General features: G+C 54.5%; 25 protein-coding genes. 12 read left to right on the top strand and 13 right to left on the bottom strand.

Annotated features, from left to right (window positions below):
* Positions 1-2: 2 nt before the first annotated feature.
* From fliN to fliF, 9 genes are all read right to left on the bottom strand, one after another.
* Entirely contained in the window at positions 3-416 is a 414-nt protein-coding gene (gene fliN / locus ACQG2G_RS13735) for a flagellar motor switch protein FliN (protein ID WP_008500318.1), read from the bottom strand.
* Positions 413-1,417, bottom strand: coding sequence for a flagellar motor switch protein FliM (gene fliM / locus ACQG2G_RS13730; protein WP_013097736.1), 1,005 nt, complete (start codon positions 1,415-1,417; stop codon positions 413-415). Before fliM ends, fliN begins: the two co-directional genes overlap by 4 nt.
* A gap of 4 nt (positions 1,418-1,421) precedes the next feature.
* The gene (gene fliL, locus ACQG2G_RS13725; protein WP_014832480.1) at positions 1,422-1,892 is read right to left on the bottom strand and encodes a flagellar basal body-associated protein FliL; all 471 of its coding nucleotides are present in this window, start codon (positions 1,890-1,892) and stop codon (positions 1,422-1,424) included.
* Between the two features lie 106 nt (positions 1,893-1,998).
* Positions 1,999-3,234 carry a flagellar hook length control protein FliK gene (gene fliK, locus ACQG2G_RS13720; protein ID WP_045903213.1) on the bottom strand — a complete coding sequence of 412 codons (1,236 nt, stop codon included), beginning with the start codon at positions 3,232-3,234 and terminating at the stop codon, positions 1,999-2,001.
* Positions 3,231-3,674, bottom strand: a complete 444-nt coding sequence (gene fliJ / locus ACQG2G_RS13715) for a flagellar export protein FliJ (protein ID WP_013097733.1) — start codon at positions 3,672-3,674, stop codon at positions 3,231-3,233. The genes fliK and fliJ overlap by 4 nt, the downstream gene beginning before the upstream one ends.
* Positions 3,675-3,695: 21 nt before the next feature.
* On the bottom strand, positions 3,696-5,066 hold the full coding sequence (gene fliI / locus ACQG2G_RS13710; protein WP_013097732.1) for a flagellar protein export ATPase FliI: 1,371 nt from the start codon (positions 5,064-5,066) through the stop codon (positions 3,696-3,698).
* Positions 5,066-5,776, bottom strand: a complete 711-nt coding sequence (fliH, locus tag ACQG2G_RS13705; RefSeq protein WP_013097731.1) for a flagellar assembly protein FliH — start codon at positions 5,774-5,776, stop codon at positions 5,066-5,068. The genes fliI and fliH overlap by 1 nt, the downstream gene beginning before the upstream one ends.
* The gene (gene fliG, locus ACQG2G_RS13700) at positions 5,769-6,767 is read right to left on the bottom strand and encodes a flagellar motor switch protein FliG (RefSeq protein WP_008500327.1); all 999 of its coding nucleotides are present in this window, start codon (positions 6,765-6,767) and stop codon (positions 5,769-5,771) included. The genes fliH and fliG overlap by 8 nt, the downstream gene beginning before the upstream one ends.
* On the bottom strand, positions 6,760-8,439 hold the full coding sequence (fliF, locus tag ACQG2G_RS13695; RefSeq protein ID WP_023619799.1) for a flagellar basal-body MS-ring/collar protein FliF: 1,680 nt from the start codon (positions 8,437-8,439) through the stop codon (positions 6,760-6,762). Before fliF ends, fliG begins: the two co-directional genes overlap by 8 nt.
* A 228-nt stretch (positions 8,440-8,667) precedes the next feature.
* Between fliF and fliE the strand changes: the two genes are divergently transcribed.
* Positions 8,668-8,982, top strand: coding sequence for a flagellar hook-basal body complex protein FliE (gene fliE / locus ACQG2G_RS13690; protein WP_013097729.1), 315 nt, complete (start codon positions 8,668-8,670; stop codon positions 8,980-8,982).
* Positions 8,983-9,057: 75 nt separating this feature from the next.
* Positions 9,058-9,471, top strand: coding sequence for a lipoprotein YedD (gene yedD / locus ACQG2G_RS13685; protein ID WP_048972049.1), 414 nt, complete (start codon positions 9,058-9,060; stop codon positions 9,469-9,471).
* A gap of 102 nt (positions 9,472-9,573) precedes the next feature.
* Here the strand turns inward: yedD and amyA are convergent, their stop codons facing one another.
* From amyA to fliD, 4 genes are read right to left on the bottom strand one after another with little or no spacing between them, the layout of a single operon-like run.
* A complete protein-coding gene (gene amyA, locus ACQG2G_RS13680) occupies positions 9,574-11,061 on the bottom strand; it encodes an alpha-amylase (protein ID WP_020687606.1) in 1,488 nt (495 codons plus the stop codon).
* Positions 11,062-11,113: 52 nt separating this feature from the next.
* Positions 11,114-11,488, bottom strand: a complete 375-nt coding sequence (gene fliT / locus ACQG2G_RS13675; RefSeq protein WP_061772574.1) for a flagella biosynthesis regulatory protein FliT — start codon at positions 11,486-11,488, stop codon at positions 11,114-11,116.
* Entirely contained in the window at positions 11,488-11,898 is a 411-nt protein-coding gene (gene fliS, locus ACQG2G_RS13670) for a flagellar export chaperone FliS (protein WP_023622487.1), read from the bottom strand. Before fliS ends, fliT begins: the two co-directional genes overlap by 1 nt.
* Positions 11,899-11,913: 15 nt before the next feature.
* Positions 11,914-13,365: a flagellar filament capping protein FliD gene (fliD, locus tag ACQG2G_RS13665; RefSeq protein ID WP_013096008.1), complete on the bottom strand. Its 1,452-nt coding sequence runs from the start codon at positions 13,363-13,365 to the stop codon at positions 11,914-11,916.
* Between the two features lie 503 nt (positions 13,366-13,868).
* Between fliD and ACQG2G_RS13660 the strand changes: the two genes are divergently transcribed.
* From ACQG2G_RS13660 to ACQG2G_RS13615, 10 genes are all read left to right on the top strand, one after another.
* Positions 13,869-14,705, top strand: a complete 837-nt coding sequence (locus ACQG2G_RS13660; RefSeq protein WP_013096009.1) for a flagellin FliC — start codon at positions 13,869-13,871, stop codon at positions 14,703-14,705.
* Between the two features lie 164 nt (positions 14,706-14,869).
* The gene (locus ACQG2G_RS13655) at positions 14,870-16,288 is read left to right on the top strand and encodes a hypothetical protein (protein WP_061772575.1); all 1,419 of its coding nucleotides are present in this window, start codon (positions 14,870-14,872) and stop codon (positions 16,286-16,288) included.
* Between the two features lie 27 nt (positions 16,289-16,315).
* Entirely contained in the window at positions 16,316-19,651 is a 3,336-nt protein-coding gene (locus tag ACQG2G_RS13650; RefSeq protein ID WP_061772576.1) for a methyltransferase domain-containing protein, read from the top strand.
* Positions 19,652-19,654: 3 nt separating this feature from the next.
* Entirely contained in the window at positions 19,655-20,809 is a 1,155-nt protein-coding gene (locus ACQG2G_RS13645; protein WP_061772577.1) for a DegT/DnrJ/EryC1/StrS family aminotransferase, read from the top strand.
* Positions 20,810-20,821: 12 nt separating this feature from the next.
* Positions 20,822-21,520, top strand: coding sequence for a WbqC family protein (locus ACQG2G_RS13640; protein ID WP_061772578.1), 699 nt, complete (start codon positions 20,822-20,824; stop codon positions 21,518-21,520).
* Between the two features lies 1 nt (position 21,521).
* Entirely contained in the window at positions 21,522-22,484 is a 963-nt protein-coding gene (locus tag ACQG2G_RS13635; RefSeq protein WP_028028148.1) for a glycosylase, read from the top strand.
* Positions 22,478-23,443 (top strand): hypothetical protein, encoded by a 966-nt coding sequence (locus ACQG2G_RS13630; RefSeq protein ID WP_260251543.1) that lies wholly within the window; start codon positions 22,478-22,480, stop codon positions 23,441-23,443. The genes ACQG2G_RS13635 and ACQG2G_RS13630 overlap by 7 nt, the downstream gene beginning before the upstream one ends.
* The gene (locus ACQG2G_RS13625; protein ID WP_061771545.1) at positions 23,440-23,892 is read left to right on the top strand and encodes a GNAT family N-acetyltransferase; all 453 of its coding nucleotides are present in this window, start codon (positions 23,440-23,442) and stop codon (positions 23,890-23,892) included. The genes ACQG2G_RS13630 and ACQG2G_RS13625 overlap by 4 nt, the downstream gene beginning before the upstream one ends.
* Positions 23,889-24,626, top strand: a complete 738-nt coding sequence (locus ACQG2G_RS13620; RefSeq protein ID WP_061771546.1) for a class I SAM-dependent methyltransferase — start codon at positions 23,889-23,891, stop codon at positions 24,624-24,626. The genes ACQG2G_RS13625 and ACQG2G_RS13620 overlap by 4 nt, the downstream gene beginning before the upstream one ends.
* 148 nt (positions 24,627-24,774) lie before the next feature.
* The gene (locus tag ACQG2G_RS13615; protein WP_013096018.1) at positions 24,775-25,494 is read left to right on the top strand and encodes an RNA polymerase sigma factor FliA; all 720 of its coding nucleotides are present in this window, start codon (positions 24,775-24,777) and stop codon (positions 25,492-25,494) included.
* Positions 25,495-25,520: the final 26 nt, after the last annotated feature.

Raw genomic sequence — 25,520 nt, 5'->3', positions numbered from 1 at the left:
TCTTAACGGCTCAGACGACGCATGCGCTCAGACGGGGTAATGATGTCGGTGATACGCACGCCGTATTTATCGGCCACGACCACCACTTCACCCTGAGCAATCAGATACCCGTTGATCAGGATATCCAGCGGCTCACCGGCCAGACCGTCGAGGGCCACGACGGAACCCTGCGTCAGACGCAGCAGCTCTTTAATAGTCATGCGGGTGCGGCCCAGCTCAACGGTCAGCTTAACCGGGATATCCATAATCAGGTCGATGTCCTGCAGTGTACCGCTGACATCACCGCCGCCTAACTGTTGGAAGACGGCATCCGCTGCACTTTTGGCCGGGGTCGCTTTTTGCTCGTTTAACGCGTCAGCCCACAGATCGTCCAGTGCTCCGCTGTTTTCATCGGACGGATTGTTCATGTCACTCATTTGGGCTGTTCCTCATTCAGCGAATTCAAAATCGGGTTGATCAAGTGCTCAACGCGTAACGCATACTGGCCGTTAATTGTGCCGTACTGACTTGTCAGCACGGGGACACCATCCACATGGGCAATAATGCGGTCGGGTTTTTCTATCGGCAAAACGTCACCGGGTTGTAATTTCAGGATCTGGGATAACCGCAGCGGAATATCGGCAAAGCTCGCCACCAGCTCAAGCTGTGAGTGCTGGACCTGGCGCACCAGGTTTTCACGCCAGTTCTGATCTTCATGACGTGAGTTCTCCAGCGGTGGGTTGACCAGCAGCTCGCGCAGCGGTTCGATCATGCTGAACGGCAGGCAGATGTTGAACTCGCCGGTCAGGTTACCGATCTCCACGTGGAATGGCGTGTTGACGACGATGTCGTTCGGAGAGGTGGTGATGTTGGTAAATTTCACCTGCATCTCAGAACGCACATACTCCACTTCCAGCGGGTTAATGGCCTTCCACGCGTCGCTGTATGACTCCAGCGCCAGCTTCAGCATGCGGTTAATGACGCGCTGTTCGGTGTGGGTGAATTCACGACCTTCTACTTTGGTCGGGAAGCGCCCGTCGCCGCCGAACAGGTTATCCACCGCAATGAACACCAGGCTTGGGGAAAACACCACCAGACCTGTGCCGCGCAGCGGTTTCAGATGGATCAGGTTAAGGTTGGTTGGCACCGGCAGGTTGCGGGCAAACTCATGATACGGCTGAATGCGGATCGCACCGACCGTGATATCCGGGCTACGACGCAGCAGGTTAAACAGCCCCATACGGAACTGACGTGCAAAACGTTCGTTAATGATCTCCAGCGCCTGCAGACGTTCACGTACCACGCGACGCTGGGTATTCGGGTCATAGGGACGAATATCGCTATCGCCGCCAATGCCCGGTTGCGGATCATCACTCTTATCGCTGTCGCCGTTGAGCAGCGCATCGATTTCTGCCTGAGAAAGAATACTGTCGCCCATGTCGTTACCGCAGAATAAAGGCTGTATACAGAACGTCAGTGACTTCCTGCTTAGGTTGGCCGTTCACCAGCGGGGTCGCCAGCGTTTGCTTAATAGCGTCGACCAGCTTTTGCTTGCCTTCATCGGTGGCAAGCGTTGAAGCGTCCTGACGAGAGAACAGCAGCAGCAGACGGCTGCGCACTTCCGGAAGGTAATCGTTCAGTCGGGAACGGGTGGCTTCATCTTTCAGGCGCAGCGTGATGCCGACATACAGCACACGATCCGCATCACCGAGGTTGACGGTGAAGGTATCCAGCGGGAAGAACACCGGTGCCGGCGGAGGTGGCAGTTCGGCTTTGGCCGCAGCAGTAGAAGGTTTCTGCTGCATGCGCCAGTAACTATAGCCCGCGGTAGCGCAGGCGGCGAGCGTGATTAACACCAGCAGCGGGATCCAGATGGAACGCTTACTTTTTTTGGTGATCGCGGAGTCAGTCATCTGATACGAGCTTCCTGTTTCGGTACAGCTTAATATGGTGATTATCCCGTGTCCGGCTGACGTCAAAGCGTGGAAAAGACGGGGATAATCACGCTACCTCTGGCGTTTAGGCGAAGATGTCTACGGCGCGGTTGCCGCTCGCAGCGGATTGCAGGGCTGCCGGGGTCGGCAGCAACTCATCGCTCTCTTCAGTAAATCCGCCGTGTTGGCCGGAACGCGACGCCTGCTGTTGCTGCTGGGACGAAGACTGCTGCTGCCCGGCAAAGCTCTCGCTGCTGACGCTACTCTGTGTAAGCTGAATGCCGTTTTCCGCCAGTGAGGTACGCAGTACCGGCAGGGCGGCTTCCAGTGCAGCACGCACGTGGCCGTGCGCAGAGACCATCTGCAGCTGCGCCTGGTCATTATCCAGCTTCAGCGAAATGTGCACCTGGCCCAGATCTTCCGGGTTCAGGCGCAACTCTGCGGTTTGCTGTCCTTGCTTCGCAAACAGCGTGATGTGCTGGCTCAGGTTCTGTTGCCATTCGTGGGTACCGAGCGGCTGACTCAACACCGGTGCGGTGGCAACGGTTGCGGCAGGCTGCGCGGTGGCGTGGCTGGAGACAATCGGCGCCAGGGTGGCGGTTGGTGTTGAAGACGAAGACGCGCTGGCAAGATCCTGTTTCTCGGCCGCGACGGCGAGCGCTGGCGTCGCCGGTGCGTTGGCCGGCAGGGACGGATCAACGTTTTGCGCCTGCCCGGCGAAAGACGGCTGCGCGTTATCCTTGCCCGTCAGGGCGCTGCCCAGTGCGTGTGCAGACGTGCCGTTTTGCGTAAGCGTCGTGGCGGTCAGGGCTGACGTTGCTTTGAGTCCCTCACTGCCCGCGCCTTTCGCCGTGACCGGCGTGGAGGTCTGCTGGTGCGGCAGCATGGCCATCAGCGCGCTTAAGCCCGCCAGCTCTTCTTCGCTCAGTTCGGTTTTGCTGTTATCGGCACTATTCGCCGTGGTCAACGTCTTCAGGGCATCGCCCTTAGCGGCAGGCATCAGCCCGGAGACCAGCGTTTGTAGCGGCGTCGTCTGCGCCGTTTCATCGCCAGCCTGCGTGGATTGACGCGCGAGCAGATCGGCAATTTTCGCCTGCAGGGTGGACTCTCCCCCGGCGTCCTTCGCGACCTTTGACAGCTTGCTGCCAGCCGCCTTCAGGTCGGCCAGCGTCAGCGGCGCATCTTTGCCCTGACCGCTGGCGTCCGTTAACGCGCCCGCCAGCAGAGAAAGAAAGTCTTGCGCACCGTCGGTGCCTTTCCCCGTTTGCATGCCCCCTGACAGGTCGCTGTCGGTCATCAGCAGTTGTTGCAGTGTGATCATTCCGGTTTCCTCATTGATGCGCGCTGGGCAAACTCATCCATTTTTTTCTGATCCTGGCGGTTTTCCGCCAGCGTCGCCGCGGCAATCTGCCGGTCCTGTAAGGTCTGCCAGGCCTGCAGTCGCTGCTTCTTCTCGCGCCAGAAATTCAGCGCGGTGTCGACTTTTTGGGTCCATTGCTGAAGCTGCTGGCGATGCTGTTCTATCGCCTTCTCCAGCGTCTGAATAAACTGCTGATAGTTAATCCAGCGCTGGCTTCCAATGCCCTGTGTCATATCGGTATTGAGGTTGGTGCGATACTCATGCTGATAGTCGATTAACATCTTCAATTGCTCTTCAGCCTGCTGGCACCCGCGTCGCATTGCGCCAAGCTGCAATGCGGCATCATCAACTTCTTTTTCAGCCAGATCTTTCAGCGTTGATAACGCGCTGTTTTGCGCCATGATCGTCGCCCTCCACCTGTGTTACACCTGCGGGAAAATCAGCTCCAGAGCCTGAATCGAATCTTCCCAGTCGGCACGTTCAAATATGCCTTGTTGCAAAAATGCCTCCAGCTGCGGCCACAGGCTAATCGCTTTGTCGAGCATGGGATCGCTACCTTTGGCATACGCTCCCACGCTCACCAGGTCGCGGTTGCGCTGGAAGCTGGAGAGCAGTTGTTTGAAGTTACGCACGCGGGCGTAGTGCTTCTCGGTAATCAGTGCCGTCATTGCGCGGCTGATGGAAGCTTCAATATCAATGGCCGGATAGTGTCCGGCTTCGGCCAGGCGACGCGATAACACAATATGACCGTCGAGGATCGCACGCGCAGAGTCGGCAATCGGGTCCTGCTGGTCGTCGCCTTCGGTCAGCACCGTATAAAACGCGGTAATGGAGCCACCGCCGCTAATGCCGTTCCCTGCGCGTTCAACCAGCGCCGGGAGTTTGGCAAAGACCGACGGCGGATAGCCTTTGGTGGCCGGTGGCTCACCGATGGCCAGCGCGATTTCACGCTGCGCCATCGCGTAACGGGTCAGAGAGTCCATGATCAGCAGCACGTGCTGGCCGCGGTCACGGAAATCTTCCGCGATGCGGGTGGCATACGCGGCACCCTGCATACGCAGCAGCGGGGAGACATCCGCCGGGGCGGCGATGACCACCGAACGGGCGCGGCCTTCCGCACCCAGAATGTTTTCAATGAAGTCTTTAACTTCGCGGCCACGTTCACCGATTAGCCCCACGACGATCACATCGGCCTGGGTGTAACGGGCCATCATGCCGAGCAGGACCGATTTACCCACCCCTGAACCGGCGAACAGACCCATACGCTGGCCGCGACCGACGGTCAGCAGGGCGTTGATCGGGCGCACGCCGGTATCAAGAACATGTTCGATCGGGGTACGCTGCAGGGGGTTAAACGGTTGGGTGATCAGCGCGCCGGTTTCGGTGGTATCCGGGGCGGGAAGGCCGTCGAGCGGTTTACCGCTGCCGTCCAGCACGCGGCCCAGCAGGGCAGGGCCGAGCGGGAGCTGCTTACCGCTTTGCAGACCATCGCCGATGATGTTTTTCGCATAGACGCGCGCGCCGGGCAGAATGCCTTCCACCTCTTCAAGCGGCATCAGGAAAAGACGCTGGCCGTTAAAGCCCACCACTTCGCTTTCCACTTCTCGCGTTTCCTGCCCATCCTGACGCTCGATCACGCAGGTGGCCCCCAAAGGCAGCTGCAGGCCGGTGGCTTCCAGCACCAGACCGGTGGCGCGGGTCAGGCGCCCATAACGACGAACAGATGGCAGTTGCGCCATCTTCGTTTCAAAGTTATCGAGCGTGTTGAGCCAGCGAGTGAGGCGTGCGGTCATCAGACGACTCCCGGAGCCGCCAGGCGGCACAGTTCCTGCCAGCGGGTGGCGACGCTGGCATCCAGATCGCCTTCATCGGCGGAGACTTTGCATCCGCCGTGATGTAGCGACGGGTCACCGCGCAGACGCCAGCCGTGCAGGCTCAGCGTGGCACCGAGACTCTCTTCCACACGCTGGAGATCGTCCGGATGAACGCGCAGTTGCGGTTTTCCGCTGAACAACGGCTCTTGCTGCAGCAGGCCCTGAATTTGTTTGATCAGCGCTGAATTATCGACCGCCGGTGTCTGGCCAATTACCTGACGGGCCGCTTCCAGCGCCATCTGCATCAACCGGGAAGCAATCACGCTGTCCAGCGCATCCAGGGTGTGCTGGAACTCGCTGACCAGCTGCTGCATACGGGCATGGAGAGGCGCCTGCTGCTGGCGCGCCTGCTCAATACCCTGTTCTAACCCTTTCGCCAGACCTTCCTGATAACCCTGGTCATGGCCTTTCTGTCGGCCTTCATTCAGACCTGCATTAAAACCTTGCTCATGCGCCTGCATTTGTAACTGCGCCAGCATCTGCGTGCGCTGTTCTTCTTCGCTCAGTTCAGGCGCCTCGACGTCGGTGTCGCCCTCCTCGGGCGACGCTACGACAGCCGGGGTGAACTCAGAGAGGGCAGGGGCCAGATCGTCAGGCGTCCAGCGCTTCCACGGCAGCTCATTAGACATAGGTGTCGTCTCCGCTGCCAATTACCATCTCGCCGGTTTCTGCCAGACGACGAACGATGAGCAGGATCGCTTTCTGTTCGTTTTCCACCTGAGACAGACGCACCGGGCCACGGTTGGCAAGGTCGTCGCGCAGGATATCTGCCGCACGCTGGGACATGTTGCGCAGGAACTTCTCGCGCAGCGGCTGTTCGGCACCTTTGAGGGCGATGAGCAGCGACTCGGAGTCCACTTCCTGGAGCAGGCGCTGGATGCTGCGGTCGTCCACTTCGACCAGGTTTTCGAACAGGAACATCTCGTCGATAATTTTCTGCGCCAGCTCGCCGTCGAACTCGCGAACCGCCGTAATAACGGCTTCTTCCTGCTGCGTTTTCATCAGGTTGATAATTTCCGCTGCCGTTCTCACGCCGCCCATTTTGCTGCGCTTGAGGTTTTGGCCGTCGAGCAGGTTGTTCAGCACTTCGGTCAGCTCCGCCAGCGCGGCTGGCTGGACACCGCCGAAGGTGGCGATACGCAGCATCACATCGTGACGCAGGCGCTCTTCGAACAGCGCCAGAATATCGGCCGCCTGACCACGTTTGAGGTGAACCAGAATGGTGGCGATAATCTGCGGGTGCTCGTCGCGAATAAGGTCGGCGGCACTCTGCGGCTCCATAAAGTTGAGCGTTTCGATCCCGCTGGCGGTATCGCGCGTTTCGAGAATGTCTTCCAGCAGGCTGGCGGCACGCTCTTCACCCAGCGCCTTGACAAGCACGGAGCGCAGATAGTCGTTGGCGTTGACGTTGAGCGCTGCAAACTGTTCGGCTTCCTGCTCAAACTCCGACAACACTTCGGTCAGCTGTTTGTTGGAGATCTGACGCACGTTGGCCATGGCCGCACTCAGAATTTGTACTTCTCGCTGGGAGAGGTGTTTAAACACCTCTGCCGCACGATCTTCGCCAATGGTCATCAGCAGGATGACGCTTTTATCGGTGCCCGTAAGCGTATTACTCATGTTCGTTACCCATCCATTGGCGGATGACCAGCGCCACGACGCGCGGATCGTTATCTGACATTTCGCGAATGCGCTGGCTCATGACCTCAGCACCCATGCGCTGATTAGCACGACGCTGCTGCATCTGTTCGTCTTTGCTGAGGCGGACTTCAACCGCTTCTTCCACTTCCTGACGCGCGTTCATCTGTTCGCGAGCCGCTTTCTCGGCTTCTGCACGACGCTGCAACTGAGGACGAACGCCCTTACGCCACAGCAGCCAGGCGACAATCAGCACCAGCAGCCAGCGTCCTGCAGACATCAGCTGATCGATAAACGCCTGCTGTTGCCAGAACGGCAGCTCACCGCCGGTCTCATCTACCGGGTTAAACGGTGAATTCACCACGTTGAGGCTATCGCCACGCTTCTCGGAGTAACCCATCGCTTCACGGGTCAGGTCTTCGATCTGCTTCATCTGCTCTGCCGTCAGAGGCAGCGGTTTGCCATTCGGCAGCGTTTTGTAGTTCACCACGACGGCCACCGACAGACGCTGAATATCACCCACGTTCAGTTTCGTGTGGCGGATAGTCCGATCCACTTCGTAGTTGGTGGTTTCGTTACGGCTGCTGGTACGTGGACCGGCATTGCTGGCCGTCGAGGTTGTGGTCTGCTGATTTTGCTGACCGTTCTGCTGATTAGCCGGCGGCGTGGAAATAGGGGCCGCGTTAGCCGGGGCAGGCTGGTTAGAGAGTGCGCCCGGCACGCCGCCTGGGTATGCACCGCCAACCTGTTCGTTTTCGTTAACCTGGCGAGAGCGCATCACTGCCTGAGCCGGATCACCGTTCGGGCGGTACTGCTCTTCGGTCTGTTCTTTATTAGAGAAGTCGATCTGCGCGGTAACCTGGGCATGGACGTTGCTGTTACCCACAACCGGGCCGAGGATCGCTTCGATGCGGCGCTGGAGGCGCGCTTCCACATCGGCGGCATATTTCAGCTGCGCGTCATTCAGATCGCGCCCGGCGGTATTGCTTTGGGTCAGCAGATGACCACTCTGGTCAACCAGCGTGACGTTACCCGGCGGTAAACCGGCGACGGCGCTGGAAACTAAATGTGTAACCGCGCTGATTTGCCCTTCATCCAGCGCCCGGCCGGGTTCAAGGTTGACGGTGACGGAAGCCGACGGGGATTTCTGTTCGCGGACAAACAGGGACGGTTTAGGCATGGCAAGATGCACGCGGGCGCTCTTCACCGGGCCTAATGTTTCAATCGTGCGGGCCAGCTCACCTTCCAGCGCACGCTGGTAGTTCACCTGCTCGCTAAACTGGCTGATACCGAACTTTTCCTGATCCAGCAGTTCAAAACCCACCGCGCCGCCCTTCGGCAGGCCCTGCTGCGCCAGGCGCAGACGGAGTTCATGGACTTTATCTGCCGGTACCTCAAGCGCACCCCCGTTATCGGCGAAGCGATAAGGGATGTTCATTTGAGTCAGTTGGGTGACGATGGCGCCGCCATCCTGATCGGAAAGGTTGCTGTAAAGCGTGCGGTAATCAGGACTTTTCGCCCACAACACCATCGCTACAAGGATCGCAATTGCGGCAGCGCCTGCCACGATCAACGGGATTTTAGGATTCGCGCGAAGGCGGTTCATCCACTCGAGTGATTTATTCTGCGGCGCTGTCGATGCTGCTGCACTCATTGCGCACCTCTTAAATCCTGGTGGTTTACGTTATTCGTGTAGAGAAACAAAACTGACTCCCGGGTCGGCAAACACGACAAAAGTTCCATATTGATGGCCCAGCCATTATTTGATGATTCGTGATTTTCTATGGGTCAAATAACCTGGTTTTTTATCGCTATTTACCGCCATTATCTTATTGACAAGCTGTTAGTCTTGACCGCGTAAAAAACCATCCAGGGGAGAGTCATGGCTATACAGGGTATTGAAGGGGTTATCAGTCAGCTGCAGGCAACCGCGATGACGGCCCGTAATCAGAATGTGGCAGAACAGCAGCCGACCATCAGCTTTGCCGGGCAACTGCATGCTGCGCTCGACCGTATCAGCGATACCCAGACCGCCGCGCGTACCCAGGCCGAGAAGTTCACCCTCGGTGAACCTGGCGTGGCGCTGAACGATGTGATGACCGATTTGCAAAAAGCCTCGGTCTCTCTGCAGATGGGGATCCAGGTGCGTAATAAGCTGGTGTCTGCGTATCAGGAAGTGATGGGGATGCAGGTCTAAGACCTGGACGATCTTCGCTGGCAGCCTTAGCGCTTTAATGCCACAATATTTTTTTCTTCGAATGCAGGAAAAATGATGAAAAAAATAGCAATTGCTGGCGCGCTGCTGGCACTCACCGGGTGCGTACAGGTTGATAGCTACAAGGATGTGATCAAACATCCTGTTCCGGCACATCTGGCGGGATACTGGCAGTCAAAAGGGCCGCAGAGCAAAATGGTTAGCCCGGAGGCGATTGCCACGCTGGTGGTGACGGAGGAGGGCGATACGCTGGACTGCCGTCAATGGCAGCGCGTGATTGCCGTGCCGGGTAAAATCATGCTGCGTTCAGACAGCTATTACAACGTGACCAGCAAGCTGGATATCTACCCGCTGGAGCGCGATGGCGCGGTGCTGGAGTATGATGGCATGGAGCTGCAGAAGGTCGATCGCCCAACGGTTGAGTGTGCCGATTACCTAAGCAAAAATCCGCTGGAGAGTAAGCTACCCTGAAGGTAAACGCAAAACGGCAACCTCGTTGCCGTTTTTGGTGTTTGCGCCCTCTCCCTGTGGGAGAGGGACGGGGTGAGGGCATCAGCCCGCACTTTCCCAGTACTACAATGCATCCTCAATCACCCACACGCTCACGCTTCCGCCTTTGCAGGTAAATGTCCCTTCGCCATCCGCTGCGGTGGTGACCGTTTCTTCACGATTGCCGAGAAAATCACGCCAGGTTTTGTTCCCGTAGTTTTCCCCAAGGCAGATCACCTTCTCGCCATCATCCCCATTGGACATCACCACCACGCAACCGGGATCCTCTTCCGTGCCACTGCGGCTGAATGCGATGCAGTTAGGGTGGTCAAAAAACAGCGTCTGCACGCCGTGGGCAAAGCGCTGACGGGCGAGGATCAGCTCGTGCAGTTGCTCAATCACCGGCATATCAATGTGGTAAGTTTCACCGTCTCCCCCGGTATCGTCATAGCTGGCGCCAAAGAGATCGGGATAAAACACGCTCGGCACGCCATTTTCCCGCAGCAGGATCAGAGCGTAAGCCAGCGGTTTAAACCAGGCTTCCACCGGGGCTTCAAGCGCCTGCAACGGCTGGGTGTCATGGTTGGCAACCAGCGTCACCGCATGGAACGGATCGGCCTCCACCAGCGTGCCGGTGAAAATCTGGCTCATGTCGTAGTCCCGCCCCTGACGCGAGGCCTCGTGGAATTTCATCTGCAGGGGGGCATCAAACAGCATTGTTTTACCCTCGACCTGATTAATATAGGCCTGCAGTTTATCCACCTCGTGCGACCAGTATTCCGCGACGATAAACAGCGGTTGCGTTGCCACTTCCTGGACGTGTTCAATCCACTCCTTATAGAACCAGGCGGGGATGTGTTTGACCGCATCCAGGCGGAATCCGTCGCAGCCGGTTTGTTCCATGACCCAGCGCGCCCAGTACTTGATCTCCTCCGTCACGGCATGGTTACGGAAATCGATATTTTCGCCCATCAGATAGTCGAAATTACCCATTTCGTCATCGACTTGATCGTTCCAGCCTTCGCCGGTGTAGTCATTGACGATTTTGAAGATGCCATCCTCATCGGGGTTTTCGATGTGGTCGATGCCGCTAAAGCATTTGTAATCCCAGACGAACTGCGAATACTGTCCGGCGCGGGCAGGGAAGGTGTAGCGGGTCCAGGCTTCGCACTCGATGATCTCATCATCGATTTGCGTGCGGTCCTGTTCGTTCACACGCTGAACGCGAACGTGCTCTTTCTCATCGGCGCCCATTTTGTGGTTAACCACCACATCCAGCAGCACCGCGATGTTATTGCTTTTGAGCGCATCAATGGCTTCCAGAAGCTGGGCTTTATCACCGTATTTGGTGGCAACACTGCCTTTCTGGTCAAACTCGCCGAGATCAAACAGATCGTAAGAGTCATACCCGACCGAGTAACCGCCCGATGCGCCTTTATAGGCTGGCGGCAGCCAGATCATATTGATGCCGATTTCGTTAAGATTGGGGGCTAATGCCGTGACCTCTCGCCACAATTCACCGCCTGCAGGGTAATACCAGTGAAAGCATTGTAACAGGGTGGGGTTTTTCATCGTCCGTGCTCCAGAAGCCGTTTGGCTGACTTCTGGAGTATGGATGAAGAAATCATAATTGTGTGTCGCGGGTCAAACTTTCTGGATAAAGAATATTCCCTGACAGCTTTCCATAGGTTGATGTGATGGATTGCTGTTTACCGGTTTGATCAATGAGGCTGCGCAGTTCGTCCATGCGTGTGGCAAGCAGCATTTTGAGCTCGGTCTCGTTTTGCAGAACCTTCTCGAGTAGAAAACGTGCCTGCTCAATCTGGGACGGATGTGCCTCCGAAATAGGGTTTTTGGAGATATTCTCTACCAGTTGAACATAAGATATCTCAAGGGTAATGAGATCGTCCCAGAGACCGGAACGAGCATGTTTTAACATGGTAAGGCTGAGGTTATAGAGGGCCTGCCAGTTATCAAGAGCGGACGCTGGATTATTCATCAATAGATATCCTGAGAAGAAGGACCATTGGGACCAATTTGTTTCCACGCATCCGCAATGTTATTGAGCAGCGCTTCGACCTCTACAATCGCCTCCACGTCGTTACGCAGATTTGCATGCAACAAACGTCTGACCATGTACTCGTACAGCGCGGCAAGATTGCCCGGCAGTTCACTGTCGATCTCCATATTCAGACCGGCTTTTAACCCGTTATCGATAATATTGATCGCCTTCGATAAGGCTTCGCCTTTTTCGGTGATTTTACCTTCGTCCAGGAAAAGACGGGCGCGGACAAGGGCACTCAATGCCCCGTCAAACAGCATTACGACAAGTTGATGCGGACTGGCACTCAGCACCGCGCTTTCCAGCCCGACCTGCTGATAAGCTCGGGCGCCATTTTGTGCATACATATACGTTCCTTACGACTAAGAACTGAACTGCTGTTTCAGGTAGGTGGCCGTGTTATTCAGTTTACTCATCATGGTATCAAGACTGTTGAACTGTGCTTTATAACGGGCCATCGTGGCTTCGATGCTCGCTTCCATTGCGTCGTAGCGCTTATCCAGGGTTTTCAACGTGCTGTTGATACCGTCAGTCGCGCTTTTGATGATCCCTTCTTTACCGGTGGTCGTGCTCAGCATGGCGGTCAGGGTATTGCCCATCTGCGTGGCCAGACCGGTTGTTTTGCCATCGCCAATAAAGTAGGCCTGCACCGCTTCCGGGCTGTCGGTGAGTGCTTTTGTCAGTTTGGCATCGTCGATTTTCAGGTTACCCATTGAGCCGTCAGCGCCCACGGTAGGATCCTGGGTGATACCGAGCTGGGCCATGATCGCGTAGGAGCCAGACTGGACCACGGTCAACATATCGCGCAGCTGTGACTGTACAGAACGAACGGTGTTGTCACCCAGCAGCGCACCGTTGCTGGCGGACTGATCGGCACCGGCTTCCACCTTCACATACTTGGTGATGCTGGCGATGGTCGACTGCAGGGAGTTGTAGGCGGTAACCCAATCCGTGACGGCTTTTTTGGTGGCATCGGTAGAGCGGGTGACATCTAAATTTTCGCTCTTGGTGCTTTCTGCCTTCAGGGTGAGGGTTACGCCCGGCAGCGCGTCATTAATTGTGTTGGTCGAACGCTCAATGTCGATGTCGTTGATGGTAACCAACGCATTTTGTGACGCGGTTTGCTGATTCATCGCGCCGGTATTCGTGGATGAGTCGTAGCTGATAATGCCTTTTAAGGTGTCGTCACCGGTCACTGTCACCGTCATGTCATTGGCCGTGCCGGTGGTTTTCGAGGACAGCATCAGGGTGTACTCGTTGTCCTTCGACTTCACTACCGTTGCCGTGACGTTGCCGTTGGCCTTGTTAATCGCGCTGGCAATACCGTTCAGGCTGGTGTCACCGTCAGCAAGATCGACGGTCAGCGGTTTAGTAGTGCCTGGCTGACTGATGGTGATGGTGCGCGTGGTACCGGTAGTCGCTCCCAGCTGCGCGGTGGCACTGGTCTGGACGGCAGAGGTTAATACCTGAGCTTTCGCCAGCGATTTAACCTGTACGCTATAGGAACCAACCGCTGCACCGGCCGTGGTCGTGGCGCTGAAGGCGGTGTTGGTTGAGCCAATAGACGCCGCGTTCCAGGTGTCCGTTTTTCCCAGGGCTGCAGTGGCGGTATTCAGCGACGTCATTGCACTTTGCAGCTTACTGAACGCGCTCAGCTGGGCATTATAGGACGTCTGCTGATTGGTGATGGTGTTCAGCTTGGTTTTTTCAGCCGTTTCGAGGTTGTTATACAGTGTTGCCAGATCCAGACCTGAACCTACGCCCAGACTCGTAATAGTCGCGCCTGAAGAGAGAGTGATTGAGCTACTCGCCATTTTTTTATTTCCTTTAGCCAATGGTAGTTTCAGGTAGTTATCGGCGACTTATGCAGATAGTTTACGTTTCAGGTAAAAAAATTATCGGCTGAATAGCGCTCAACCTTACGGCCATATAGCACTATTGGCGCGTGAGAGACATATATACACGTCATCCTTCAAGCTGTCTCGGCGTTGGCTGCGCTCGCTCACCCCAGTCACATAGTTATCTATGCTCCTGGGGATTCACTCTCTTGCCGCCTTGATGCAACTTGAATGATATTGTGTATAAAAGAAAAACGCGGGAAGAATAAAATGTGAAAACGTTTCCTGAAAAATAGCGTTTCTGATGGTGCTTTGAGTAGACTTTAATAACTATAAATTCATTAAAATCAATGTGTTAATAATTTTTTGACGAAATTTCTAAAGTCTTATTCAGACCCGTCGATAACTTTCATGACGGTGAGAGACGCCGTGAGTGTTAAGGCACCGACCCTAGAAACCATTTTTGAAGGAATTAAATTATGGCAGTTATCAATACTAACCTGTTGTCCCTGACCACTCAGAACAACCTGAACAAATCTCAGTCTTCTCTGGGCACTGCTATCGAGCGTCTGTCCTCTGGTCTGCGTATCAACAGCGCGAAAGATGACGCTGCTGGCCAGGCGATTGCTAACCGCATGACCTCCCAGGTTAAAGGTATGACCCAGGCGGCGCGTAACGCCAACGACGGTATCTCCCTGGTTCAGACTGCTGAAGGTAACCTGAACGAAATCAACACCAACTTACAGCGTATTCGTGAGCTGTCTGTTCAGGCTGCTACCGACACTAACGGTTCTTCTGACCTGACTTCTATCAACACTGAAATCAAACAGCGTCTGGCTGAAATCGACCGTATCGCGGGCGCAGCTAACTTCAACGGTAAGAAACTGCTGGACGGTTCCGTATCTACCGCGCTGAAAATTCAGGTTGGTGCAGGTACTTCTTCTAACGACACCATCTCCATCGACAGCAACGCGCTGATCAACGCCACCTCTGGTACCCTGAGCGCTGGCCTGAGCACTGCAATCTCCGATAACGCCTCTGCACAGGCTGTTATCTCTGCTGCTGACGCTGCAATCGCGAAAATCGATACCGCGCGTTCTAACATGGGTGCGATTCAGAACCGTTTCGAATCTACCATCAACAACCTGAACAACTCTATCAACAACCTGTCTGCTGCTCAGTCCCGTATCCAGGACGCTGACTACGCTACCGAAGTTTCCAACATGTCTCGCGCGCAGATCCTGCAGCAGGCTGGTACTTCTGTACTGTCTCAGGCAAACCAGGTTCCACAGGCAATGCTGTCTCTGCTGCGTTAATCGCCGCGCCTGTTTCACAAAAGGTTGCTGGAAACAGCAACCTTTTTTTTTGCCCGTCAGACAATCTCCGAAATAAGCCATTATTCCCGGGGGTGTTCCTTCCATTATCCCGGATATTCCCTTGTACGATGGGTAAGAATCGCAATCTTACTAAGAGAATCGGGATGAACAAGTTCGAGCGTACACGATCGCTGCATCAGTTTTACCGTGACGAATTTTCACGGTTAATTTTCCTGCCGGAAACGGATGCATTGCCTGCGCATATCGTTACCGAAATCCTGCATTATAAAAATTCCGATATTGCCACGCTCGAACCCCAGATCATGGAAGCCATGACCGATCTGGATGCAGACAAAGAACTCGCCGTGAAGCGCATGCTGTGCGCGATTGCTGCTGCAAACGCCGCGTTTGATTTTAAAAATGAAGGGAAGCCCACGCCATTTTCAAAAGAGATGAGCGACACCATTACCGGCTGGGTGGTAGAGGCGCTTCAACACGACAACAGCATTAATCTACTGGTGGCGGGTATTCAGGTCTTCTTCCGCATTAACGAAATTGACGCCGCCTTATTCCTGATTTCTAACTACTACGCGGTGGTGAGTCCATCCCCAACCGTGATGAAAATATTGTTGTTGGTTTGTCTGATGGAAGATGATTTTAATCAGATGCAGACGCTTATCCAGCAGCTGACCGCCAATCCTGAACATATTGGTGAAGACGCGTTAACGATGCTGATGATCGTCACGGGCATTCATAAGCTGGGTGGCTGTCCCGAATCGTTCATCGATTTTTCCGCCCTGAAAATGCCTGATTATGAGCCTGATTTTTCGCACTACGAGTGGCTTCTTCCGGCGGAAGAAAACGGAAAAACCACGGTTCTGGTGGCGTGCGACAAACGTTATTACTTCGATCATGCCCTGACGCTGTTAGGGTCTGTCTACCACACCAACGGCGATGGACTTAACGTTCACCTGCATCTTTATAACCCGGATGATGAGACAAAGGCGCACGTTAATGCCCTGCACCAGCGTTTTCCGGGCATGGTGATATCCGCGACGGCCGAAACCATTACGCCTGTTTTTGGTATCAATGTCTGGTATGCCTCAAGACGCTTTGTCTTCCTTAGCTATGCGCTGAGCGTATTCATGTCACCGATCATGGTGCTTGATGCGGATTGTCTGGTGCGTCAGAACTGGTCGGATATTGAGCCACATCTCCCGAAGAGTGAGATTGTCCTCTCTTACAGCAACGGCGCGCCGCCGTGGGAGCAGGTGCCTGCGGGCTTTGTCTATACGGTCCCTGGCAAGCTTTCGCGTAAATACCTTTCGCTTGTCGCCACCTTTATTGACTGGAACTTACGCCGCGGTAATGCGGAGTGGTTCCTTGATCAGGTCGCGCTGTCGGTCTCACTGGATGCCCTTCCGGCGATAGAACAGATGGCCATTCATCGCGAGCCGCTGGAGAAACTGATCGACATTCGCTACACCGACGACACGTTCAGCTGGACCGTGACCACGCAAAAATCAGGCGGCGAAGCGTACCAGAACTATAAAGCTGCGATGCAACAAACCTATTTTGGCTAACCACTGAACTCATGGAACTTTCTCTGTATGTTGTATCCAGATAATCGATTCACGCTATCCAGTCTGCAGGCTGCCGCTGCTCTGTATCAGTTTCCTGCCGGGGCGCCTGAAAATGCGCGCGTCCTGGATTTAGGCTGCGGACAGGGAGATGTGTTGTTATCCGCTGCGCTGGCCTGGCCGGATTGTGTCGGGATAGGGATTGATAGTAACGAAGAGGCTGTTTCAGCGGGGCAGAGGCAGGCGCAGCGTCTGGGTATCGCCAATATCGAACTGGTTGCGGCGGGTCTTAACGATGTGTTGAGCGTGTCGCCGGGTGAGTTCGATTACATTCTGATCCGCGGGGACTTTATTCCTGCTGGCATGCCAGAGCGTGACGCGCTGTTGCAGTGGTGTCATCGTCATTTGGCGGCGCGCGGCATGATTGCCATTCATCAAACCTTTACCCCGCCTGAATCCGCGGCGCAATATGTCCAGGATGCGCTGGCTTTCCATGCACGTCTTGCGGGCCGCCCAGAAGAGCAGGTGGCGTTTGCTCGCGGCATGCTCAGCTATCTGGCCATGACTCAGCCGGAAGGCGAGATCAAACACCATGTGCTCGCGATGGAGCACGTTGACGACGCCACCCTTAGTGAGATGCTGGCAAGCGCCACCCATACCTCCGGGCAGTTTATTCACTTCAACGATAGCCTTTCCGCCTGCGGGTTACGCTACGTGGGAGATGCGCTGCCGCAGTACGAAACGGGTGAAAGCGTTAGCGAGCAAATTCATCAGCTGCACGCTCTGGTCTCATCCGGACAGACGTCGATTGCCGCGCAGCAATATCTCGATTTTGCCGTCAACCGTCGCGAGCGCGTCAGCCTGCTTTCCCGTGATGATGCCGTCAACGCGGCGGCGCTGGATTTTACCCGCCTGAACACGCTGCACTGGGCCGGTGATTTCAGGCGTTACCGCAACGAACGGGGTGAGATTGTTAATGCTCACACCAACGCGGAAGGGAAGTTTTTCTCAACGCTTAATACTACGACCCTGCACATTCTCGATCTGCTTGGCGGCGCATGGCCGCTGAGCCTGTCGTTTGAACAGCTGGTGTTCAACACCCGTCTTCCTGAAAAGGAGGAGGATGTCGCCCAGCAGGTACTTGAGTCACTGAAAGATCTGTTTCTCAATCAAATTCCGGGACTCTACTGGGCCGGTTCACCGGGGCCATACAATGTTCAACCGGAACGTGAACTTGCCTTCATTTCACCTCTTCAGGCAGGCGATGACGCCGATGTCACGTTTAATCTGTGGGGCGCGCGCGTCACGCTTAGTCAGGAAGAGCGTGAATTTGCACTTGCAGGCATGGATGTCAATCAGGCCAAAAGCAGCGAACTTTTTTCGGCACTGAAAGCGAAAGGTCTGTTGAAAGGCTCCCCTGAAGCGTGGCGCAGAGCACAGCAGCATTATTTACGCCCGGGGGATGTCGACTATCTCAAACGTAGCATCGATACGCTGTTGCTGCTTAACGTCGGGTCGCAGCAGGGCGGTTTACTGGCTGACGGGCAGATAATGGCAGGGGAGAAGGATGAACAGGATCCTGCTATCGATCTCATCTACAAAAACGTCAATGCCCTGATTGCTGCGGGGCTGGCTAAAGACGCGCGTGATTATATCCGGGGACAGATTGAAAACGACCCCCATAACCTGCATATGCTTCGCTGCTATTCCCGCGCCAGCCTGCTGATGGGGGACTGGGATGAGGCCTTATCGGCACTCGGTCAACTGATGAGCCGCTACTCTGCCGGGCAGGATATCTGGTTCGACCTGGCCACCGTGCTGCAGAAAAAGGGTGAGTTGCATTATTCAGCCCGCATCCTCCAGGCGCTGCTGCGGTTGAATAAAAACAACGCGTCATTCTGGAATACGCTGGCGGTGGTGTATCACTCGCGCCGCAACATGGCCATGGCTGAACGCTGTGCCAGAGAGTCTTTGCGCTATAACGCCACGAACCCGCTGCATCTCGCAATGATGGGCATCATTCTGAGTGATAACCAGAAACTGACGGAAGCACGCTATTTCCTTGAGAAATCGCTCGAGTTTGCGCCGGGTGATTTTGACTGTTTCACCAGCTTGCTGTTTGTTCTGACCCACGATTTTTCCGTCTCGCCGGAGGTGCTCTTCGAGCGCCATCTTGCTTATGGCGAGCTGGTGAGCGCATGGGCGAAAAAATTCGACCTGGCGCTGCCGTGGCAGGGTAGCAAGGATCCAGAGCGGCCGCTGCGCGTCGGCTTTGTCTCCGGCGATTTCCGCAACCACCCGGTAAGCCGTTTCCTGCGGCCGTTCTGGGATGGTATGGACCGGGAACAGTTCTCCCTCTACGGCTATAGCACGCTCGATAAAGATGATGCCGTCACGGAGCACTTCCGTAACACCTCGACGAAGTGGTTATCCGTTACCGATCTCAATAACGTTGAGCTGGCAAAACAGATCCACAGTGACGGGATCGATATTCTTTTTGACCTCTCGGGCCATACCACCGGAACGCGGTTACCTGCGTTTGCCTTTAAGCCTGCGCCAGTGCAAATCACCTGGCTGGGCTACCCGGGCACAACCGGGATGACGCAGATGGATTACCGCATTATCAGTACCGGGTTTGTCAGAAATGCGGCGATAGACGCGCAGTTCACGGAGAAGCTGATTGCAATCCCGCTTGATAACTTCTTCGAGCCGGATGCGTCCAGTCCTGACGTCAATACGCTGCCAGCCCTGACGAACGGCTGGTTTACCTACGGTAGCTTTAACCGTCCTAAAAAATTGAACGATCGTGTCTTCGCGCTGTGGGCGCGCATTCTCCAGCATAACGCCACGTCACGGCTGCTGATTGGTTTTATGGATGATGACGCGATGATCGCCCGCTACCGCAAAAAGCTCAATGCGCTGGGCGTGGCGGATGAACAGCTCATCTTCCGTAAAACTACGGGAATGGAGGCCTACCTGCAGATGCATCACGAGGTGGACATGCTCCTTGACTCCTTCCCGTACAACGGAGGCACCACCACCAGCCATGGCATCTGGATGGGCGTCCCGACGCTCACCCTGGCAGGGGCGACCTATCCTGCCCGTCAGGGGCTCGAGATTATGCATATCTACGGGCTGGATGAATTTGTTGCGGAAAGTCAGCAGGACTATTTCGATAAAGCCGTGCGCTGGCAAACCCAACTGGAAACCCTTAACGCCTTGCGCCAGAACATGCGGAGCACGATCCCGACGCAGGGGCAGAGCAATGTGGCGATTCCTTTCCAGCAGGCCCTACGTCAGGCCTGGCGTAAATGGTGTGCTGACGAAGCACCTCACAGTTTCCGGGTAACAGGTACTGAGGATTAACTTATGAAAAATGTCTACGTTACCAGTCCACTTCTTCCACCACTTGAGGAGTTCATCCCTTACCTGGAGACCTTGTGGGAAAGTAAAATTTTGACCAACAGCGGGCAATTCCATCAGCAACTGGAAGAGGCGCTGGCGGCCTATCTGGGCGTAAAGCATGTCTGCCTGTTCTCTAACGGCACGCTCGCGCTGCTGACGGCGCTGCAGACATTGCGTATTACGGGCGAAGTGATCACCACGCCATACTCCTTTGTCGCCACCTCTCACAGCCTGCTGTGGAATGATTTAACGCCGGTGTTTGCCGATATTGACCCTGTCACGTTTAATATCGATCCGGATCGCATTGAAGAACTGATTACGCCTAAAACAACGGCCATCATGCCGGTCCACTGCTACGGTATTCCGTGCGATATGGAACGCATCCAGAAGATTGCCGATACCTATGGGCTGAAGGTGATTTACGATGCGGCCCACTGTTTCGGCGTCAAACAGGATAACGCCAGCATTCTCAATTATGGCGATCTCTCCGTGCTGAGCTTCCACGCCACGAAGGTATTTAATACCTTCGAAGGGGGCGCCATTATTTGCCACGACGCCAAAACCAAACAGCGCATCGATTATCTTAAAAACTTTGGCTTTGCCGATGAAACCATCGTGATGGCGCCGGGTATTAACGCCAAGATGAATGAAGTGCAGGCGGCCATGGGACTGCTGCAATTAAAGTATATTGACGGTGCGCTGCAGGAACGTGCGGTGATTTATCAGCGTTACGTTGAACTGCTCGATGCCGCGCTTCCTGCGCTGGAATACATTAAACCGGCCAGTAATATTGAATGGAATTACTCTTACTTCCCGGTACTTATTCGCGCAGATTCGGCGGTCAGCCGGGATGCGATTTATGCGGAATTACGTAAGCATAATATCTATGCCCGCCGTTATTTCTACCCGCTTATCAGCGCCTTCCCGATGTATCGCCACTTCCCGACGGCGAATGTACAACATCTCCCGGTTGCCGATGAAATTTCTCATGCGGTGCTTTGCCTGCCTATCTATCCCGGACTGCCGGTGGCCGATCAGCGTCGTATTATTGAGATTATTCAGGGCTTGTTTATCGATGCTACTCATGCGGCAGAGCCTGCGCTGGTGGTCAATGGATAGGAAAGGAAACCGATGAAGCTGGCGATCATGCAACCCTATTTTTTCCCGTATTGCGGCTATTTTCAGCTCATGGCGGCCGTTGATGCTTTCGTGGTGTATGACAACATCAAATACACGAAAAAAGGGTGGATTAACCGTAACCGTATTCAGGTTCGCGGTGCGGAGTCGTTAATCTCGCTGCCGCTAAAAAAAGACTCGGACTTTCTGGATATCAGGGAGCGGCAGCTCTCAGCCGCGTTTGACCGCAATAAGCTGTGCAATCAGATAATCGGGGCGTATCGCCATGCCCCCTCATTTTCTGCGGTAATGCCTGTGGTTGAGGAGATTATTCAGAACCCGGACGAAAACCTGTTTAATTATCTGTGGCAGGGCTTGAACCGGCTGCGGGACTATTTTGGCTTCTCCTGCGAGCTGATTGTCTCGTCCTCATTACCGGCGAATCACGCGTTAAAGTCTCAGGATCGCGTCATCGATATTTGTCAGGTGATGAACGCCCGTACGTATATTAATCCCCCGGGGGGCATGGCGCTCTATTCCCGGGAGGATTTTGTCGACCGCGGACTTGAGCTGAAATTTATCCAGCCGCAGCCGTGGCACTACCCGCATTCTGACGCGGCGTTTATTCCGTGGCTGTCGATTATTGACGTCATGATGTTTAACCCTCGCAATGAGGTGGTTCGTCGCCTCCAGCATGGTTATGAGTTAATTTAATATGTTTACATGGAAAAAATTGGGTAAGGTCTTTACCCCGCAGGAAGTGACCCATCTCCCCTGGCTTAAAGAGTTTGCGCAGGCCCCTGCGACGCTGATCTTTGATGATTTCGTACGCGTCTATTTCTCCTGCCGTCCACCCGCCGATGAACAGGGAAAATATGTCAGCTACTCCGCCTGGGTCGATTTGGCACGTGACGATCTCTTCCACGTGTTGCGCGTCGCCCGCGAACCGATTCTCCCGTTGGGCGGATACGGAGAGTTCGACGAATTTGGAACCTATCCCGTCTCCGTTATGCGCGATAACGATGTGGTAAAAGCCTGGTATGCAGGCTGGACCCGCTGCGAATCGGTGCCGTTTAACGTGGCAATTGGCATGGCGGTGAGCCATGACCAGGGGGAAACCTTTGTTAAAGCGGGCCCGGGACCGGCAATTGGTTACTCACCGGATGAGCCGTTTGTGATGAGTGGGCCAAAAATTCGCAGATTCAATAACCAGTGGCAGCTTTTTTATATCGCCGGGCGCAAATGGAAGTGGGTGGATGGCCGCGCAGAGCCGGTCTACAAGATCCGCATGGCGACCTCAGACGATGGCATCAACTGGACGAAGCTGAATAAAGATCTGATCCCCAGCCGTATCGAAGAGGACGAGGCGCAGGCCAGCCCGGATGTCTTTTACGCCAACGGCAAATACCATATGTTCTTTTGCTACCGCTACAGCGCCCATTATCGCGGAAAGCAGAACGGTTACCGCATCGGCTACGCGTGGAGTCTGGATATGATCACGTGGCATCGGGATGACAGTAAAGCTGGCATTGATGTGTCTGCCTCCGGGTGGGATGCCGAGATGATCAGCTACCCCCACGTATTTGAACTGGATGGCACTATTTACATGGCTTATCTGGGGGATCAGGTGGGCCGCTATGGCTTTGGCCTGGCACAACTTGAGGGCAAATTATGCTAACCCTGAACTGGCGTAAGCACGGACTAATCTATTCGCCGTCGCAGTTTCCTCCTCTGGCAAATGGGGTAGGGTTTGCCCAGTCTCCGCAAGCGCTGGTGTTTGATGACTTTGTCCGTATCTACTTCTCCACGCGTGAGCAAGAAAAGCACTCAGCAAAGTTTATCAGCCGCGTCTGCTATGTGGATATGGATAAATCTCTGCGGGAGGTGCTTCGCATCAGTCCCGAGCCGGTGCTTGCTCCTGCTGAACTGGGCACATTCGACGAGCACGGTATTTTCCCCTGCAACGTTTTGCGTCACGACGGCAAAATCATGGCCTGGACAACCGGGTGGAACCGTCGCGTTTCGGTCTCGGTTGATACGGCCATTGGTCTGGCAGTAAGCACAGACAATGGCGAACACTTCACCCGTGTCGGTACCGGGCCGGTGATGGGCCCCTCATTGCACGAGCCACACTTAGTGGGTGATGGCTTTGTCATCCATACCCGTGAACGTTTCCACATGTGGTACATCTTTGGCACGGGCTGGAAAAAGCGGACGCCGGAATCGGTGCCGGACCGCATTTATAAAATTGCCCATGCGGAATCAGACGATGGCATCAACTGGCAGCGTGACAGCCAGCAAATCATTCCTTCGGTGCTGGGGGAAGACGAATGTCAGGCGCTGCCGACGGTGATTGAAATCAATGGCCGGTATCATATGGTCTTTTGCTTCCGGGAGTGTTTCGATTTCCGTACTGGGCAGGGGCGCGGTTATCGTCTGGGCTATGCCTGGTCTGATGATTTACACCACTGGCATCGTGATGATAGCCAGATGGCGTCGCTCGCGTCCGTGGATGACTGGGACAGCGAAATGCAGTGCTATCCCCATCTTTTCCGCTGCGATGAAAAAGTCTATTTGCTTTATAACGGTAATGCGTTTGGCAAAGCGGGCTTCGGCCTTGCGGAACTGGTGTTATGAATCGCTGGGTGTTTTGTCAAAACCGCGCCTCTCGGGCGGAGATAGTCGAACATTTTAACCGGTGTGACCCGCTATTTATTGCGTCAATCAGCGAAAGAATAGCGTTACAGGACTATGCCCAAAAAATAGTGGCGCGGGCATGGCGAAGCGAAGCCTGGCAAAACAACACCCTCAGCGGACTGGTGGCTGCCTATTATAACGCGCAGCGTCAGCAGGGATTTATTACCAATGTTTCCGTTTTGCCGGACGCTCAGCATTGCGGCATGGGTAGCCAGCTGTTAATTCAAAGCATTGCACATTTACACTCCCAGGGTGTGACTGAAATTAATCTTGAAGTCGATAAGAATAACGTGTCGGCACAACGTTTATATCTAAAGCATGGTTTTACCTTTGGAATAGCAAACGGTTCAAAGATAACCATGACTTTACAGAGAGAGAAAACAACATGACCCTTCGTGATTACAATCTGGAAATCAAGGATACTGCCGAACATCAGTACGCCTATAACTTTGATTTTGATGTGATGCACCCTTTTATGATTCGTGCGTTCACACCGTTCTTTAAGCCGGGTAATTTACTTGAACTGGGTAGTTTTAAAGGTGATTTCACCGCACGCCTGGCTGAAAAATTTAACGCCATCACCTGCGTGGAAGCTTCCGAAGAGGCGATGGCCATCGCCCGTGAGCGCCTGGGAAAAAATGTCTCGTTTGTCCATTCCCGCTTTGAGGATGTTCAACTTTCTGAGCGTTATGACAATATTGTTCTCACTCATGTACTGGAGCATATTGACGATCCCGTTAACCTCTTAAAACGCATTAATGATGAATGGCTAACGGATGACGGACACCTTTTTCTGGTGTGTCCCAATGCGCATGCCGCTTCCCGACAGATTGCGGTCAAAATGGGATTAATCTCGCATAATAGTGCGGTGACGGAGGCCGAGTTTCTCCATGGCCATCGTTGCACTTATTCTCTGGATACGCTTGAGAGAGATGCCCGTCTTGCCGGACTGAATGTGGTTTATCGCACAGGTATTTTTTTCAAAGCGCTGGCTAATTTCCAGTGGGATAAACTTTTACAGACGGATATCATCTCGACGCAATATCTTGAGGGCTGCTACGAGTTAGGCCATCAATACCCTGATTTATGTTCAAGCATATTCTTGCTGTGTAAAAAAGGCTGACGTTATTCCTGCTGCAGGATGCATGTTATCCCGACATGCATCGGTAACCCCCAAATAACCCCTTATTTTACCCACTATTCATCCAATTGAACGCCCTGCAGAATCGGATAATCATGCCGATAACTCAACTAACGCAGGGCTGTTTATCGTGAATTCACTCTATACCGCTGAAGGTGTAATGGATAAACACTCGCTGTGGCAGCGTTATGTCCCGCTGGTGCGTCACGAAGCATTGCGCCTCCAGGTGCGTTTGCCGGCGAGCGTGGAACTGGACGATCTGCTACAGGCGGGCGGTATCGGGTTATTGAATGCAGTTGACCGATACGACGCTCTGCAAGGAACGGCATTTACCACTTACGCAGTTCAGCGTATTCGTGGTGCGATGCTGGACGAGCTGCGCAGCCGGGACTGGGTGCCGCGCAGTGTTCGCCGCAACGCGCGCGAAGTGGCGCATGCGATGGGGCAGCTGGAACAGGAACTGGGACGCAACGCGACGGAAACGGAAGTGGCGGAACGGCTTGGTATTCCTGTTGAAGAGTATCGTCAGATGTTGCTCGATACCAATAATAGCCAACTCTTCTCTTATGACGAGTGGCGCGAAGAGCATGGCGATAGCATCGAGCTGGTGACGGATGAGCATCAGCAAGAAAACCCGTTACACCATTTAATGGAAGGTAATTTACGCCAGCGCGTGATGGAAGCCATTGAAGCTTTGCCAGAGCGCGAACAGCTGGTGTTAACCCTCTATTATCAGGAAGAGCTTAATCTCAAAGAGATTGGCGCTGTTCTGGAAGTGGGAGAGTCGCGGGTAAGCCAGCTGCACAGCCAGGCCATCAAACGCTTACGAACCAAGCTGGGTAAGTTATAGGTGATTGATTCACCTGAAAAATGCCG

The organism is Enterobacter cloacae complex sp. 382A5 (assembly GCF_050031095.1).
Taxonomy (GTDB): Bacteria; Pseudomonadota; Gammaproteobacteria; order Enterobacterales; family Enterobacteriaceae; genus Enterobacter; species Enterobacter cloacae.
This window is presented reverse-complemented; position numbering and strand designations above follow the sequence as displayed.